Here is a 14,694-nt window from a genome sequence, read left to right on the forward strand (position 1 = left end):
TAACCCTCATAACGCGGCGCGTGTGCCCGCCCCGTATCGCGCTACGTCTTGCTGATCACCGCCGCCGTCCCGTACGCGCAGACCTCCGTGCCCACATCGGCCGCCTCGGTGACGTCGAACCGCATCATCAGCACCGCGTTGGCGCCGCGCGCCTTCGCCTGATCGACGAGCCGCTCCATCGCCTGGTTACGGGTCTCGACCAGGGTCTTGGTCAGCCCCTTCAGCTCGCCGCCGATCATCGACTTCAGCCCGGCGCCGATCTGGCTGCCGAGGTGACGGGAGCGCACCGTCAGCCCGAACACCTCACCGATCACCTGTGTCACCTGGTGGCCGGGTACGTCGTTCGTCGTGACGACGAGCACGTCCGCCTGGGCCGCCTGGCCGCCGCCGTAATCCTCAATGCCCATGGGTGGCACCTCCTGAGGACAGCTTTGCCCCGGTTCGTGCGGTGCGCATTTTCGCGTACGCCACTGGAACGCGGAGCCGTGCTCCGGCGTTGATAGCTTGGGGCGGCCACGCAGCCGCCATCGAACGATCCTGGAGCCCGGACCCTTGAATACGCTTGCGCTCGGCCCGAGCTGGCTGGACCCGGACTATCTGCTCAACACCTTCGGACTTCCCGGCCTTCTTCTCATCGTCTTCGCCGAGTCCGGACTGCTGATCGGTTTCTTCCTGCCCGGCGACTCCCTGCTGTTCACCACGGGCCTGCTGGTGACCACGGGCGATCTGAAGTACCCGCTCTGGCTGGTCTGCACCCTGGTGGCGCTGGCGGCGATCATCGGCGACCAGGTCGGCTATCTCTTCGGCCGGAAGGTGGGCCCGTCCCTCTTCAAGCGCCCCGACTCTCGCCTCTTCAAGCAGGAGAACGTGGAGAAGGCCCACGACTTCTTCGAGAAGTACGGCCCGAAGTCGCTGGTCCTGGCCCGCTTCGTGCCCATCGTGCGGACCTTCACGCCGATCATCGCCGGTGTCAGCCGGATGAACTACCGCTCGTTCATCACGTACAACATCATCGGCGGCATCCTCTGGGGCGTCGGTGTCACGGTGCTCGGTGCCCTGCTCGGCAAGATCGACTTCGTGCACGCGCACATCGAGCTGATCCTCATCCTGATCGTGCTGATCTCGGTGGTGCCGATCGTGATCGAGTTCCTGCGCGCCCGCAGCAAGTCGAAGAAGGCGGCGGCCCGGGAGCAGCGTGACGGCGACGGCCGTCCGCCGACGGGCGGGAGCTCGTCCTCCGGCCAGCGCGGCCGGCACGCCAAGCGCTGAGCGCTGAGCCGGGCCCCCGCACCGCCCGGACACCCATGCGAACGGCGCCCCCTCCGGCATCCGGAGGGGGCGCCGTTTCGCGTACGGGGCCCGTTTCGCGCCCGGGGGCGCCGCACCGCGTACGCGGGGCTCAGAAGCCGCGTGTCCGCTTGGCCGCGCGGCGGGTCGCACCCTCGACCGTGCCCGGCACCCGCATGAACAGCCGGGAGATCTCGCTCCCCAGGTTCACTCCGATCGCGATGGACAGCGCGGTCGCCACCGCCGTCGACAGCGAGGCCAGCCCCGTGTCCAGCTCGCCCTGTGCCACACCCAGCAGTCCGAAGTACGTCGCCGAACCGGGCAGCAGGGGCCCGATCGCCGCCGTGATGAACGGCAGCGAGGACGTGTACCGGTAGCGCGAGAACAACTGTCCGAACAGGCCCACCAGTCCGGCGGCCACCGCCGTGGCGGCCACGGGGGAGACGTCACTGGTACGGGCCATCGCCCCGTAGATGATCCAGGCCACGCCCCCGTTGAGCGTCACCATGAGCACGGTGGAACGTTCCTGCTGGAGCAGGACGGCGAACGCCAGGCTCAGGGCCATCGACGCCAGGATCTGCAGCACCGGCCGGTCGTTGGGCACGAACCGTGCGTCCGGATTCAGCCCGACCCCCAGCTGCACCCCCAGATAGAGGATGAGCAGCACACCGGTGACGATGCCGATGAAGAAGTACATGACTTCGAGCAGCCGGGCCGCGGCGGTGATGTAGTAGCCGGTCAGGCCGTCCTGCACACCCGCGACCAGCGCCCGCCCGGGGAGCAGCGCGAACAGCCCACCGGTGATCACCGCGGACGGACGGATGTCGGTGGAATGGGTCAGGGTCAGCGCGACGCCCATCGCGGCGGGCGGCATGGCCGCGACCATGAACTGGTAGAACTCCGGCAGCCCGCGCCCGGCGCAGAGCCAGGCCAGCCGGTCCCCGAGCATCGCGCCGGCCGCCGCCACGAGGAAGACCAGCATGCCACCGCCGACCAGGACCGAGGCCGCACCGGCGAGCAGCCCGGCGGCGGCGGTCAGCACCCAGCCCGGGTACGGGTGCCGGTTGCGGCGGATCTCCGCGAGGCGCCGGTAGGCCTCCTCCAGCGAGACATCGGCCTCTTCCGTGGTGATGTCGTCGATCAGCCGGAACACGGCGGCCAGCCGGGTGTAGTCCGTTCCCCGGCGGCGTACGGTACGGCTCGCCGTCACCGGGTCGTCGACCAGCGACGGCTGGTGCGAGATGGACAGCAGGGTGAAGGTGACGGTGGGCTCCGACCGGTCCAGACCGTACGAACGCGTCACCGCGAACATGGCCGCCTCGACGTCCTCGGCACCCTCGCCGCCCGCCAGCAGCAGCTCCCCGATACGCAGCGTCAGGTCGAGCACGCGCGGCACGGCGGGGCCCACGTCGTCCGTCCTCTGCACGCTCTCGGCGGCCGGGCGCTCGGTCACCGGCATCCGCAGCATCGTGCGCATCCGGTCCTGCCAGGGGGCTTCCTTGGTCAGCCGGATCATCGGTATGCCCTGCGCCGGGGTGAACGCGGGCGGCGAATGCTGGGCGTTGTAGGTCCGGGGCGGCGCGAAAGCGGAACTCAGCGTGTCGGAGTTCGACCCGCCGCCCGAGCCGCTTCCGGTACCGCCACCGGAGGCGGTACCGGACCCCCCACCCGAGCCGCCGGGCGCATCGGTCTGCACACCGGGCGGCAGGGCGAACTCCGACGTCGGGTGGTCGTCCTCGGGCGGAGAGGCGGGCCGGCCCGTCCCGGCAGGCGCGGAGAAGGCGCTGCGCGCCTCGTCGGACTGGGGCTTCTGGTCCTCGGGACCGCCCTGTTCCGCCACCACTCGACCCCGCTCCTCGTCGTTGCACACCCTTGGCGGCACTTGTGCCCAGTATGGCCACGGACATGGGACCCGCACGCGAAAGGGCCCCTGCGCGAACCGGGCACACCGGTCGGCCGAACAGGAAACGGGCGGCACACCCACGAGGGTGTGCCGCCCGCTCCCGTACGGCCGACCGGCTCACAAACGGAACCGGAAGAGCTGCGTCAGTGCGCGCCGCCCTGGGCCTCAAGACGCTTGTACGAGGCCTCGATCTCGGCCTCCGCCTCGGCGCGGCCGACCCAGTCGGCGCCCTCGACGGACTTGCCGGGCTCCAGGTCCTTGTAGACCTCGAAGAAGTGCTGGATCTCCAGGCGGTCGAACTCCGACACGTGGTGGATGTCGCGCAGGTGCTCCACCCGGGGGTCGGACGCCGGGACGCACAGCAGCTTGTCGTCGCCGCCGGCCTCGTCCGTCATGCGGAACATGCCGATGGCGCGGCACTTGATGAGGCAGCCGGGGAAGGTCGGCTCGTCCAGGATGACCAGCGCGTCCAGCGGGTCGCCGTCCTCGCCCAGGGTGTTCTCGACGAATCCGTAGTCGGCGGGGTAACTGGTCGAGGTGAAGAGGCGACGGTCCAGACGGATCCGGCCGGTCTCGTGGTCCACCTCGTACTTGTTCCGCGAACCCTTCGGAATCTCGATGGTGACGTCGAACTCCACGGGTGGCTCCTCCATGATCAACACATACGACTGGTGATTAAGTGTCCCCCACGCAGAAGAGTGCTCGCGAAAGGGGCTGGTCAACGGTGGCCGATCCGGTGGAAAGACCCTCGATCAAGCCGTTGAACAAGTGGGGCGGACTGAAAGACACGCTCAAGGACAAGCTGAAGGACCCGAAGAAGACGTTCGGGTCGGACAACTGGCCGCTCGTCACAGGCTCCGCGCTGCTCGGCCTGGTCGTCGCGGCCGGCGCCGTCATCGCCGCCGGTCCCTGGGACTCCGGTCAGCGTAAGGCCGAGCAGGAGTGGGCTGCCGCCCGGGATCGTACAGGTGGCGCACATCACGGCCGGACCGTGCCCGGCGGGCCGGCCCCCGCCCCCAGCGCGCCCGCCGTGCTGAGCGCGCTCGGCACCACCGCCGGCCGGGCGGTCCCCAAGGCCCCCAAGGCCCCCAAGGACACAGCCGGCCTCCCGGACGCCCTCGGCCGGCTGCTCGACGCGCCCGCCCTCGGCACCCGCGCCACCGCCGCCGTGATCGACACGGCCACCGGCGAGCAGCTGTACGGGCACGGGGCCGCCACCTTGATGACCCCGGCCTCCACCGTGAAGATCGCCACCGCGGCCGCCGCGCTCTCCGCCCTCGGCCCCGGCCACCGCATCACCACGACGGTCCGGGCCTCGCCCGACCTGCGCACCGTGACCCTCGTCGGCGGCGGCGACCCCACCCTCGACAAGGCGGCTCTGCGCTCGCTGGCGGCCGGTACCGCGCGGGCCCTGCGCGCGAAGGGTGTCACCGAGGCGGACCTGCGCTACGACACCTCCCGCTACTCCGGGCCCGCCCTGCACCCCATCGGGCCCAACGAGAACATCGCCCCCGTCAGCGCCCTGATGGTCGACGAGGGCCGCCTCGACCGCAGCGACCGCGGCCCGGCCCCGCGCACCGAGGACCCGGCCGGGGACGCCGCCCGCGCCTTCGCGGGGTATCTCGGCGACAACGGCGTCGACACGGGGTCCGAGCCCCGCGCCGGCCGCGCCCCCGCCGCGTCCGAGCCGGTCGCCACCCACCGCTCCGCCCCGCTGTCCGGCCTCGTCGAACGGGCCCTGACCAACAGCGACAACGACATCGCCGAGGCGCTCGCCCGGCAGACCGCCCTCGCGGCGGGCGAACCGGCCGACTTCAAGGGCTCCCGGCGCGCCGTCACCGCACAGCTCAAGAAGCTGAAGGTGCCGGTGACCGGCGCCCGCCTCGCCGACGGCAGCGGCCTCGACCGCGACGACCGGGTCTCCGCCGGAACGCTCGCCGCGCTGCTGGCCCGCGCCGCCGACCCGGACCACCCCGAACTCCGCCCCGTGCTCACCGGTCTCCCGGTGGCGGGCTTCAGCGGCACCCTCGGCAACCGCTACACCGGGACCTCCGGCGGCACCGGTCTGATCCGCGCCAAGACCGGCACCCTCACCGGCGTCAACGCCCTCGCCGGAACGGTCGTCGACCACCGGGGCCGGCTCCTCGCCTTCGCCTTCCTCGCCTCCGGCACCCCGTCGGCGGCCGAGGCCGAACCCGCCCTCGACGCCCTGGCCACCGCGCTCACCGGGAACACCCGATGAGCGGCGCAACACCCCACCGCCGGGCGACACCCTCACGTACGGTTGACGCATGACGAGCATCGGTGGTGCCGAGATGGTCGACTGGAAGCTCGCGGTTGCGACCGCGACCCGACTGGTCCGGCCGGGCCCCGACATCAGCCGCGAGGAGGCCCGCGCCGTCGTCGCGGAGCTCCGCAGGCATGCCAAGGCCTCGGAGGAGCACGTCCGTCACTTCACCCGGATGATCCCGGAGGGGACCGAACCGGAGGACACCCCGGTCCTGGTCGTCGACCGGGCGGGCTGGATCCGCGCCAACGTCGCGGGCTTCCGGGAACTGCTCCGCCCGCTCCTGGAGAAGATGCAGGACCGCCGCGGCGGCGGTACGGGCGGCGCCGTGCTCGGCGCGGTCGGCGGCAAGGTCACCGGCGTCGAACTGGGCATGCTGCTGTCGTTCCTGGCCTCCCGGATCCTCGGCCAGTACGAGACGTTCGCCCCCGCCACCCGTGAGCTGCCCGGCTCCGCCAACGGCGGCGGCCGGCTGCTGCTCGTCGCCCCCAACATCGTCCACGTCGAGCGCGAACTCGACGTCGACCCGCACGACTTCAGGCTCTGGGTGGCCCTCCACGAGGAGACCCACCGCACCCAGTTCACCGGGGTGCCCTGGCTCCGTGACCACCTCCAGGGCGAGATCCAGTCCTTCCTCGACGAGACCGACGTCGACCCGGTGACCGTCCTGGAGCGGCTGCGCGAGGCCGCGCAGTCCCTCTCCGGCGGCAGCCGCCCCGAGGGCGAGCGGGGCGAGGACGGCGGGCGCAGCCTGGTCGAGGTCGTCCAGACGCCCGGTCAGCGCGAGATCCTCGGCCGTCTCACCGCCGTGATGTCGCTGCTCGAAGGGCACGCGGACTTCGTGATGGACGGCGTGGGCCCCGACGTGGTCGCCTCCGTCGGCGAGATCCGGGAGAAGTTCCAGCAGCGCAGGGCGCGCGGGGCGAGCCGTCTCGACCTGGCGCTGCGCAAGCTGCTGGGCCTGGACGCCAAGCTGCGGCAGTACCGCGACGGTGAGAAGTTCGTCCGGACCGTGGTCGACGAGGTCGGCATGGACGGCTTCAACCGGGTCTGGACCTCGCCGAACACCCTGCCGACCAAGGCGGAGATCGCCAGCCCGGCGGACTGGGTCGCGCGGGTGCACCGTAAGGCAGAGTCGTGAGCCGGCCCGGCCCGACGGCCGGAGAATGCCTCTCCAATCACCCATCCGAGGGACCATAAGGGCATGGGTAGGCGTGCAATGCTCGATGAACAGCTTGGCTCTGTCACCATCGACGCACTCTGAGTGACGGGACACACCTGTTCCGGCACCCGACGCACCCCGAACTTCATGAAGGGCACCGGACATGGGTCCCCATCCTGCGGTCGCGGCGATACGCCTGGCGGTCCGCCGCGTACTCCACGACGTACTCACCGACTACAGCCGGCACTTCGATCACGACCGGCATCCGGAACAGGCGCAGCACTCCCCGCGCGCCGAACACATCCGGTTCGCCCGCGCCGGCGCGGGCGCCGGCCGCACCGCACTCCCCGAACGGCCCGCCACCCCCCTCGTGCTCGTCGCGTGCTCCGGTGGCGCCGATTCCATGGCGCTCGCCTCCGCCCTCGCCTTCGAGTCCCGCAAACTCGCGGTCCGGGCCGGCGGCATCACCGTCGACCACAACCTCCAGGTAGGATCCGGCCTGCGCGCCGCCGAGGTCGTCGCCCGGCTCACCGCCATGGACCTCGACCCCGTCGAGTCCGTCGCCGTGGACGTCGGGCGGGACGGCGGCCCCGAGGCGGCCGCCCGCGATGCCCGCTACGCCGCCCTGGACGCCGCCGCCGAGCGCCACGGCGCCGCCGCCGTCCTCCTCGGCCACACCCGCGACGACCAGGCGGAGACGGTTCTGCTCGGCCTCGCCCGCGGCTCCGGCATCCGCTCGCTCTCCGGCATGGCCGCCGCGTCCGGACCGGCCGACCGCTACCGCCGCCCCTTCCTCCAGCTCGACCGGCAGACCGCCCGCAAGGCCTGTCTGGTCCAGTCGCTCCCCGTCTGGGACGACCCGCACAACACCGACCCCGCCTACACCCGCTCCCGGCTCCGCCACGAGGGCCTGCCCGCCCTGGAGAAGGCCCTCGGCAAAGGAGTCGTCGAGGCCCTCGCCCGTACGGCCCAGCTCTCCCGCGACGATGCCGACGCCCTCGACACCTGGGCCGCCGAGGCCGAGGCCTCCGTACGCGACGACGACGGCCGGCTGGAGTGCGCCAAGCTCTACGTCCTGCCGCCCGCGGTACGCCGCCGGGTGCTGCGCCGGGCCGTGATCGACGCCGGTGCGCCGGCCGGATCGCTCTTCGCCCGGCACATCGAGGAAGTCGACCGTCTGATCACCGGCTGGCGCGGCCAGCGGGGCCTCAACCTGCCGGGCCGCGTCGAAGCCCGCCGGCAGGGTGGCAGACTGGTTATTCGGCAGAGCTGAAGCGCAAGCGGCTGAAATGCAGGCGAAACAGCCGGCCGGACCCGGGGGCAGCCCCCGGGTCCGACGGGCGAAGAAAGAGACGCGGGTGAACGAGAAGGACATGGGTACCGACCTTCAGTCGGTGCTCCTCACCAAGGAAGAGATCGACGCGAAGCTCGTCGAGCTGGCCGCGAAGATCGATGCGGAGTACGCGGGCAAGGACCTGCTCATCGTCGGAGTCCTCAAGGGCGCGGTGATGGTCATGGCGGACCTGGCGCGCGCGCTGTCCACCCCCGTCACGATGGACTGGATGGCCGTCTCCTCGTACGGCGCGGGCACCCAGTCCTCCGGCGTCGTCCGGATCCTCAAGGACCTGGACACCGACATCAAGGGCAAGCACGTCCTGATCGTCGAGGACATCATCGACTCCGGTCTGACCCTGTCCTGGCTGCTGTCCAACCTGGGCTCCCGGGAGCCGGCCACGCTGGAGGTCTGCACCCTGCTGCGCAAGCCGGACGCCGCGAAGGTCGCGATCGACGTGAAGTGGATCGGCTTCGACATCCCCAACGAGTTCGTCGTGGGCTACGGGCTGGACTACGCGGAGAAGTACCGCAACCTTCCCTTCGTCGGCACACTCGCCCCGCACGTCTACGGCGGCTGACGCCCCGAAGGGTCCGAACCACCCCGAACCGTCCCCGAAGCCGGGCGGACTCTGGGGAACCCTCACTGTTTTCCCGCCGTTGAAGGCTTCGAAAGCGGGATTCCCGGACGTCCCCGGCCGTCGCAGGCGACAATGCTGGGGTACCGTCCGAAGAACAGTCTTTATCTCACAGCAGCATTTACCTACGGGCAGGAGGGACGGGGCGACTTCGCTCCGTATGGATGGACGTGAAGCGATACTTCCGTGGGCCGGTCATGTGGATCGTGCTGGCCGTCCTCGCCGTGGTCGTGTTGATGCAGGTCGTCGGCTCGTCTGGCGGCTATAAGACGGTGGACACCGGCAAGGTGATCCAGGCGATCAGCAAGGACCAGGTGGAGCAGGCCAAGCTGACCACCGGTGACGAACAGAATCTCAAGATTGAGCTGAAGGACGGCCAGAAGCTCGACGGCGAGTCCGGCAGCAAGTTCCAGGCGAGCTACATCGGCAACCAGGGTGTCGAGCTCGCCGACACACTGCAGAAGAAGTTCGAGAGCGGTGACATCGAGAAGGGTTACACCGTCTCGCCGTCGAAGCAGTCCCCGTTCGTCTCGATCCTCCTCTCGCTGCTGCCCTTCGTCCTGATCGTGGTCGTCTTCCTGTTTCTGATGAATCAGATGCAGGGCGGCGGATCCAAGGTCATGCAGTTCGGCAAGTCCAAGGCCAAGCTGATCACCAAGGACACCCCCAAGACGACGTTCGCCGATGTGGCGGGGTCCGACGAGGCTGTCGAAGAGCTCCACGAGATCAAGGAGTTCCTCCAGGAGCCGGCGAAGTTCCAGGCCGTCGGCGCCAAGATCCCCAAGGGTGTCCTGCTGTACGGGCCGCCCGGTACGGGCAAGACGCTGCTCGCCCGCGCTGTCGCGGGTGAGGCGGGCGTGCCGTTCTACTCGATCTCCGGTTCCGACTTCGTCGAGATGTTCGTCGGTGTCGGTGCCTCCCGGGTCCGTGACCTCTTCGAGCAGGCCAAGGCGAACGCCCCGGCGATCGTCTTCGTCGACGAGATCGACGCTGTCGGCCGGCACCGCGGTGCCGGTATGGGCGGCGGTCACGACGAGCGCGAGCAGACCCTCAACCAGCTGCTCGTCGAGATGGACGGCTTCGACGTGAAGGGCGGCGTCATCCTGATCGCCGCCACGAACCGGCCGGACATCCTCGACCCGGCACTGCTGCGCCCGGGACGTTTCGACCGGCAGATCGCGGTCGACCGCCCGGACATGCTGGGCCGTCTCGAAATCCTCAAGGTGCACCAGAAGGGCAAGCCGGTCGCGAAGGACGTCGATCTCGGCGCCGTCGCCCGCCGTACGCCCGGCTTCACCGGTGCCGACCTGTCGAACGTGCTCAACGAGGCCGCGCTCCTCACGGCGCGCAGCAACAAGACACTGATCGACAACAGCATGCTCGACGAGGCCATCGACCGCGTCGTGGCGGGCCCGCAGAAGCGGACCCGGATCATGTCCGAGAAGGAAAAGAAGATCACCGCGTACCACGAGGGCGGCCACGCCCTGGTCGCGGCGGCTTCTCCCCAGTCGGACCCGGTCCACAAGATCACGATCCTCTCCCGCGGCCGCGCCCTCGGTTACACGATGGTGCTCCCGGAGGAGGACAAGTACTCCACGACGCGCAACGAGATGCTCGACCAGCTGGCTTACATGCTGGGCGGGCGCGCGGCCGAGGAGCTGGTCTTCCACGACCCGACCACCGGTGCCGCGAACGACATCGAGAAGGCCAGTGCCACGGCCCGCGCGATGGTCACGCAGTACGGCATGACGGAGCGGCTCGGCGCGATCAAGTTCGGCGGCGACAACACCGAGCCCTTCCTGGGCCGGGAGCTGGGTCACCAGCGCGACTACTCGGAAGAGGTCGCGGCGCTTGTCGACGAAGAGGTCAAGAAGCTCATCGAGACCGCGCACAACGAGGCCTGGGAGATCCTCGTCGAGAACCGCGACATTCTCGACGCCCTCGTCCTCGAACTCCTTGAGAAGGAGACGCTCGGCAAGGAGCAGATCGCCGAGATCTTCGCCCCGATCGTGAAGCGCCCGGCCCGCCCGGCGTGGACCGGCTCCGCCCGGCGCACCCCGTCGACGCGTCCGCCGGTGCTCTCGCCCAAGGAGCTGGCCCTCACCAATGGCGCCTCCACCGCCAATGGTTCGGCGGCTCCGGCGGAGATCGCCCCGAAGGACCTGACGAAGGACATCGCCCCGTCCGGCGAGGCGATTCCGGAGGACCGTCCGGAGAGTTAGCCCCGCACCGACTCCGGTGTGACCCCTGTCATGAGGGTCCCGCCGGGCCCGGAATGGATGCCGCGCCCCCCAGGTTTTAGCCTGTGGGGGCGCGGCTTTTCCGTATGCCTGCGGGGTTTGCGCAGCCCGCGCTTGTGACAGCACAGAGGAACGAGGCACAGATGACCGACCCGGTGACGCTGGACGGCGAGGGTTCGATCGGCGAGTTCGACGAGAAGCGGGCCGAGGCGGCGGTACGCGAGCTGCTCATCGCGGTCGGCGAGGACCCGGACCGTGAGGGCCTGCGGGAGACGCCGGGGCGGGTGGCACGTGCGTACAAGGAGATATTCGCGGGCCTCTACCAGGAGCCCGAGGACGTTCTGACGACCACGTTCGACCTGGGCCACGACGAGATGGTGCTGGTGAAGGACATCGAGGTGTTCAGCACATGTGAACACCACCTGGTGCCGTTCCGCGGTGTCGCGCATGTCGGCTACATCCCGGCGACCACCGGGAAGATCACCGGCCTGTCGAAGCTGGCCCGGCTGGTCGATGTCTACGCCCGCCGCCCGCAGGTCCAGGAGCGCCTCACCACGCAGATCGCCGATTCGCTGATGCAGATACTGGAGCCGCGCGGTGTGATCGTCGTCGTCGAGTGCGAGCACATGTGCATGTCGATGCGGGGCATCCGCAAGCCCGGCGCGAAGACGATCACCTCGGCGGTACGCGGTCAGCTCCGCGATCCCGCGACGCGCGCCGAGGCGATGAGCCTCATCATGGCGCGCTGACGCGGTACGGCTCCGGCCCGCGGCCGGTTCAGCAGAGGCAGCGAAGGGGACAGGGGCACGGCGGGCCGCTCACGCGGCGGCCGTGCTCCTGTCGTCGTCGTGGTCCTCGGGGAGGCGGCAGACCCGCTCCAGGAACATCGCGGCCGCGATGACGGCGATACCCGCCACCACCGCGAGGCCCGCGTAGATGGCCTGGTCGCGGCGGGGCGGGATGTCGAGGGAGCCGAGCAGGTGGATGCCCACGCCGCCGTACATCCCGGCGACCAGAGCGGCGACCAGCGCGCTCGCCTGGCCGAAGACGACCGCGCGGGCGGCCATCAGCGGCTCGACGCCCTTCGCTCCCGGCCGGCGCTCGCGCTGGGCGCGCAGCCGGGCGCGGATGGAGAGCGCCGTGGCGAGCAGGACCACCGCGATCACCGCGAGCACGACCGGGGCGGCCAGCGGCACGCTCGGCAGGGAGTCCAGCGAGTCCCAGAGCCTGGCCACGCCCCAGGACAGCACCCCGGCGCCGGCGAAGAGGCCCGCCAGCACCCTGAGCCGTAGTTGCTTCACCGCGTGAGCCGCCCTTCGCCGCCGTTGCTGGTCCGGCCGCCTCCAGGCGGCCCGTGTCCTTCGAGCCTAACGACTACTCGGGCAGCCGGAGTTCCAGATCGCCACGGGGCAGTACGCCCTCGCGTCCCACCCCGGCCAGCAGGTCGGCGACCGCTCCGGTACCGGGCAGCTGGGCCCCGGGGTCCACGTCGTGCCACGGGGCGAGCACGAAGGCCCGCTCGTGGGCGCGGGGGTGGGGGAGCGTGAGCGTCGGGTCGTCGGAGACCACATCGGCGTACGACACGATGTCGACGTCGATCGTGCGCGGTGCCCAGCGCTCGTCGCGAACCCGGTCGAAGGCCTCCTCGATGGCCTGACCGCGCTCCAGCAGGGAGGACGGGGGCAGCGTCGTCTTCACGACGACCACCGCGTTGAAGTACGAGGGCTGGGAGCCGGGCTCGACGCCCCAGGGCTCCGTCTCGTAGACCGGGGAGACCGCTTTGACCCGGAGGCCGGGGGTGTCCTCCAGCGCGTCGATGGCGCCCTGGAGGGTCTCCAGGCGGTTGCCCAGATTGGAACCGAGCGAGAGCACCGCCCGCTTGGGGTTGGAGAGGGTGATGTCCGCGGCGTCCACCTGCTCGACCACGGCGGCGGGGACCGGCTGTACGGTCGGGTCGCTCTGCCCCTCGGTGGAAAACGCAGTCATGCTCGGCTCCGGGTGATGGTGATGGTCACGTCGTCGAAGGGGACGGTGATCGGGGCGTCCGGCTTGTGCACGATCACCTCCACTTCCTGGACTCCTTCGTGCGTGAGGCACTGCTGGGCGATGCGCTCGGCGAGCGTCTCGATCAGATCGACCGGTTCGCCCTGGACGACGTCGACGACCTCTTCCGCGACCACGCCGTAGTGCACGGTGCGCGACAGGTCGTCGGCCGCCGCGGCGGGGCGGGTGTCGAGGCCGAGCACCAGATCCACGATGAAGGTCTGGCCCTCTTCCCGTTCCCGGGGAAAGACGCCATGGTGCCCACGGGCCTTGAGGCCGCGCAGCGCGACACGATCCACGCGAATCACTCCTGCTGTCGTTGGTCGTCGAGGCACACGACCGCGTGCGGGCGGCGATGTGCCTTCCTTCGAATCTACCTGCGAGCACCGACAGTGCTCGCCCGTGGGGGCTATGGACAGGACCTCACGGGGCTGGTAGCCGCCCCTACCCCGTGGCTCCGGAGCCCAACCCCCACCGGGCGGGTACCCGCTCAGGAGGGGTTCTCCTCGTCCTCCTCCTCACCGGTTTCGGTCAGTACGGGAGAGCCGTGATGCGACCAGAGCTTCCAGCCGTCGGATGTGCGGCGGAACACATTGGTGGCGACGACGAGCTGTCCGACGAGGGGGCCCAGGGAGTTGCCCTCCTCGGCCGGACCGCCGCTCAGGATGTTCTCCGTGCAGGTGACCAGCGCGGTGTCGCCGGTCATGGCGACGGAGACATCGGTGAGGAAGAACTGGATGTACTCGGTGTTCGCCATGATCAGCGCGTAACTGCGCAGTACCTCGCCGCGGCCCGTCAGTACCGGCCAGCCCGGGTGCACGCAGGAGACGGTGAGGTCCTCGCCCGGCAGCCAGAGGCCGGAGAGCTCCTCGAAGTCCCCGCGTTCCATCGCCTCGTAGAAGGCCGTGTTGGCCTGCTCGACCTCCGCGATGTCCTCGGCGGCCTGTGCCCGGTCGTCGTTCACGCGGCTCCCTCCACGGCACGGGCGACCCGCACGGCGTCGGCGGTGGCCCGGACCTCGTGGACCCGGACGGCCCAGGCGCCCGCCCCGGCGGAGAGGGCGGAGACCGCGGCGGTCGCGGCGTCGCGCTCACGGGCCGGCGGCGGGGCGGAGCCCGGCCCGGCCAGGACATGGCCGAGGAACCGCTTGCGGGAGGCGGCGACGAGCAGCGGACGTCCCAGGGCGCGCAGCTCGCCCAGGTGCGCGACGAGCGAGAGGTCGTGGGAGGCGTCCTTGGCGAAGCCGAGGCCGGGGTCGATCACCAGGCGTTCGGGGGCCACTCCGCCGGCGATCACGGCGTCCATCCGCTCCCGCAGCTCCGCGACGACCTCGGCGACGACGTCCTCGTACACCGCCCGGCTGTTCATGGACTCGCTGAAGCCGCGCCAGTGCATGACGACGAACGGCACACCGGCGGCGGCGACGACCGGGACCATGTCCGGGTCGGCGAGGCCACCACTGACGTCGTTGACCAGGGCCGCACCGGCGGCGACGGCCTGTTCGGCGACGCGGGCACGCATGGTGTCCACGGAGACGGTGACCCCCTCGGCGGCCAGCCCCCGCACGACGGGGACCACCCGTCGCAGCTCCTCCGACTCGTCGACCCGGCTGGCGCCCGGCCGGGTCGACTCACCGCCGACGTCGACCAGGTCCGCGCCCTCGGCCACCAGGTCGAGGCCGTGCTTGACCGCGGCCCTGGTGTCGAACCAGCGGCCCCCGTCGGAGAAGGAATCGGGGGTCACGTTGACGACTCCCATGACCGCACAGCGGTCCCACTCCGGCAGGCCTCGCACCGTGCCCC

Annotated in this window: 15 protein-coding genes; 7 read left to right on the forward strand and 8 right to left on the reverse strand. The window is 70.6% G+C overall.

Annotated features, from left to right (window positions below):
- Positions 1-41 precede the first annotated feature (41 nt).
- Positions 42-407 (reverse strand): YbjQ family protein, encoded by a 366-nt coding sequence (locus OHA98_RS03420; protein WP_266922612.1) that lies wholly within the window; start codon positions 405-407, stop codon positions 42-44.
- A gap of 145 nt (positions 408-552) precedes the next feature.
- On the opposite strand from OHA98_RS03420, the gene OHA98_RS03425 reads away from it, so the two are divergent.
- Positions 553-1,269 carry a DedA family protein gene (locus OHA98_RS03425; RefSeq protein ID WP_266922613.1) on the forward strand — a complete coding sequence of 239 codons (717 nt, stop codon included), beginning with the start codon at positions 553-555 and terminating at the stop codon, positions 1,267-1,269.
- Positions 1,270-1,399: 130 nt separating this feature from the next.
- Here OHA98_RS03425 and OHA98_RS03430 read toward each other — a convergent pair whose 3' ends face one another.
- The gene (locus OHA98_RS03430) at positions 1,400-3,130 is read right to left on the reverse strand and encodes a threonine/serine exporter ThrE family protein (RefSeq protein ID WP_266922614.1); all 1,731 of its coding nucleotides are present in this window, start codon (positions 3,128-3,130) and stop codon (positions 1,400-1,402) included.
- Positions 3,131-3,333: 203 nt separating this feature from the next.
- Positions 3,334-3,828 carry an inorganic diphosphatase gene (locus OHA98_RS03435; RefSeq protein WP_003968257.1) on the reverse strand — a complete coding sequence of 165 codons (495 nt, stop codon included), beginning with the start codon at positions 3,826-3,828 and terminating at the stop codon, positions 3,334-3,336.
- 86 nt (positions 3,829-3,914) lie between these two features.
- Between OHA98_RS03435 and dacB the strand changes: the two genes are divergently transcribed.
- The 6 genes from dacB to folE all read left to right on the forward strand — a co-directional run bounded on the left by dacB (position 3,915) and on the right by folE (position 11,598).
- Positions 3,915-5,432 carry a D-alanyl-D-alanine carboxypeptidase/D-alanyl-D-alanine-endopeptidase gene (dacB, locus tag OHA98_RS03440; RefSeq protein WP_266922615.1) on the forward strand — a complete coding sequence of 506 codons (1,518 nt, stop codon included), beginning with the start codon at positions 3,915-3,917 and terminating at the stop codon, positions 5,430-5,432.
- Positions 5,433-5,481: 49 nt separating this feature from the next.
- Complete coding sequence (locus OHA98_RS03445; RefSeq protein WP_266922616.1) at positions 5,482-6,618, forward strand: zinc-dependent metalloprotease; 1,137 nt, start codon at positions 5,482-5,484, stop codon at positions 6,616-6,618.
- Positions 6,619-6,802: 184 nt separating this feature from the next.
- Positions 6,803-7,912: a tRNA lysidine(34) synthetase TilS gene (gene tilS / locus OHA98_RS03450; RefSeq protein ID WP_266922617.1), complete on the forward strand. Its 1,110-nt coding sequence runs from the start codon at positions 6,803-6,805 to the stop codon at positions 7,910-7,912.
- Between the two features lie 100 nt (positions 7,913-8,012).
- Positions 8,013-8,552, forward strand: coding sequence for a hypoxanthine phosphoribosyltransferase (hpt, locus tag OHA98_RS03455; RefSeq protein WP_073719669.1), 540 nt, complete (start codon positions 8,013-8,015; stop codon positions 8,550-8,552).
- A gap of 221 nt (positions 8,553-8,773) precedes the next feature.
- Positions 8,774-10,831, forward strand: coding sequence for an ATP-dependent zinc metalloprotease FtsH (gene ftsH, locus OHA98_RS03460; protein WP_266922618.1), 2,058 nt, complete (start codon positions 8,774-8,776; stop codon positions 10,829-10,831).
- Positions 10,832-10,992: 161 nt separating this feature from the next.
- On the forward strand, positions 10,993-11,598 hold the full coding sequence (folE, locus tag OHA98_RS03465) for a GTP cyclohydrolase I FolE (RefSeq protein WP_266922619.1): 606 nt from the start codon (positions 10,993-10,995) through the stop codon (positions 11,596-11,598).
- A gap of 69 nt (positions 11,599-11,667) precedes the next feature.
- Here folE and OHA98_RS03470 read toward each other — a convergent pair whose 3' ends face one another.
- From OHA98_RS03470 to folP, 5 genes are all read right to left on the reverse strand, one after another.
- A complete protein-coding gene (locus OHA98_RS03470; protein ID WP_266922620.1) occupies positions 11,668-12,150 on the reverse strand; it encodes a DUF3180 domain-containing protein in 483 nt (160 codons plus the stop codon).
- A gap of 73 nt (positions 12,151-12,223) precedes the next feature.
- Positions 12,224-12,835 carry a 2-amino-4-hydroxy-6-hydroxymethyldihydropteridine diphosphokinase gene (gene folK, locus OHA98_RS03475; protein WP_266922621.1) on the reverse strand — a complete coding sequence of 204 codons (612 nt, stop codon included), beginning with the start codon at positions 12,833-12,835 and terminating at the stop codon, positions 12,224-12,226.
- Positions 12,832-13,191: a dihydroneopterin aldolase gene (folB, locus tag OHA98_RS03480; protein WP_266922622.1), complete on the reverse strand. Its 360-nt coding sequence runs from the start codon at positions 13,189-13,191 to the stop codon at positions 12,832-12,834. Before folB ends, folK begins: the two co-directional genes overlap by 4 nt.
- Positions 13,192-13,382: 191 nt before the next feature.
- Complete coding sequence (locus OHA98_RS03485; protein ID WP_266922623.1) at positions 13,383-13,856, reverse strand: nuclear transport factor 2 family protein; 474 nt, start codon at positions 13,854-13,856, stop codon at positions 13,383-13,385.
- A complete protein-coding gene (gene folP, locus OHA98_RS03490) occupies positions 13,853-14,650 on the reverse strand; it encodes a dihydropteroate synthase (RefSeq protein WP_266927685.1) in 798 nt (265 codons plus the stop codon). Before folP ends, OHA98_RS03485 begins: the two co-directional genes overlap by 4 nt.
- Positions 14,651-14,694 lie beyond the last annotated feature (44 nt).

It is taken from the genome of Streptomyces sp. NBC_00654, assembly GCF_026341775.1.
Taxonomy (GTDB): Bacteria; Actinomycetota; Actinomycetes; order Streptomycetales; family Streptomycetaceae; genus Streptomyces.

What these genes read in the sequence shown, in the direction of transcription:
- OHA98_RS03445 (WP_266922616.1), top strand. Translation starts at nt 5,482, where the DNA reads ATGACGAGCATCGGTGGTGCCGAGATGGTCGACTGGAAGCTCGCGGTT.
- OHA98_RS03420 (WP_266922612.1), bottom strand. Translation starts at nt 407, where the DNA reads ATGGGCATTGAGGATTACGGCGGCGGCCAGGCGGCCCAGGCGGACGTG.
- folK (WP_266922621.1), bottom strand. Translation starts at nt 12,835, where the DNA reads ATGACTGCGTTTTCCACCGAGGGGCAGAGCGACCCGACCGTACAGCCG.
- tilS (WP_266922617.1), top strand. Translation starts at nt 6,803, where the DNA reads ATGGGTCCCCATCCTGCGGTCGCGGCGATACGCCTGGCGGTCCGCCGC.
- folP (WP_266927685.1), bottom strand. Translation starts at nt 14,650, where the DNA reads ATGGGAGTCGTCAACGTGACCCCCGATTCCTTCTCCGACGGGGGCCGC.
- folE (WP_266922619.1), top strand. Translation starts at nt 10,993, where the DNA reads ATGACCGACCCGGTGACGCTGGACGGCGAGGGTTCGATCGGCGAGTTC.
- ftsH (WP_266922618.1), top strand. Translation starts at nt 8,774, where the DNA reads ATGGACGTGAAGCGATACTTCCGTGGGCCGGTCATGTGGATCGTGCTG.
- hpt (WP_073719669.1), top strand. Translation starts at nt 8,013, where the DNA reads ATGGGTACCGACCTTCAGTCGGTGCTCCTCACCAAGGAAGAGATCGAC.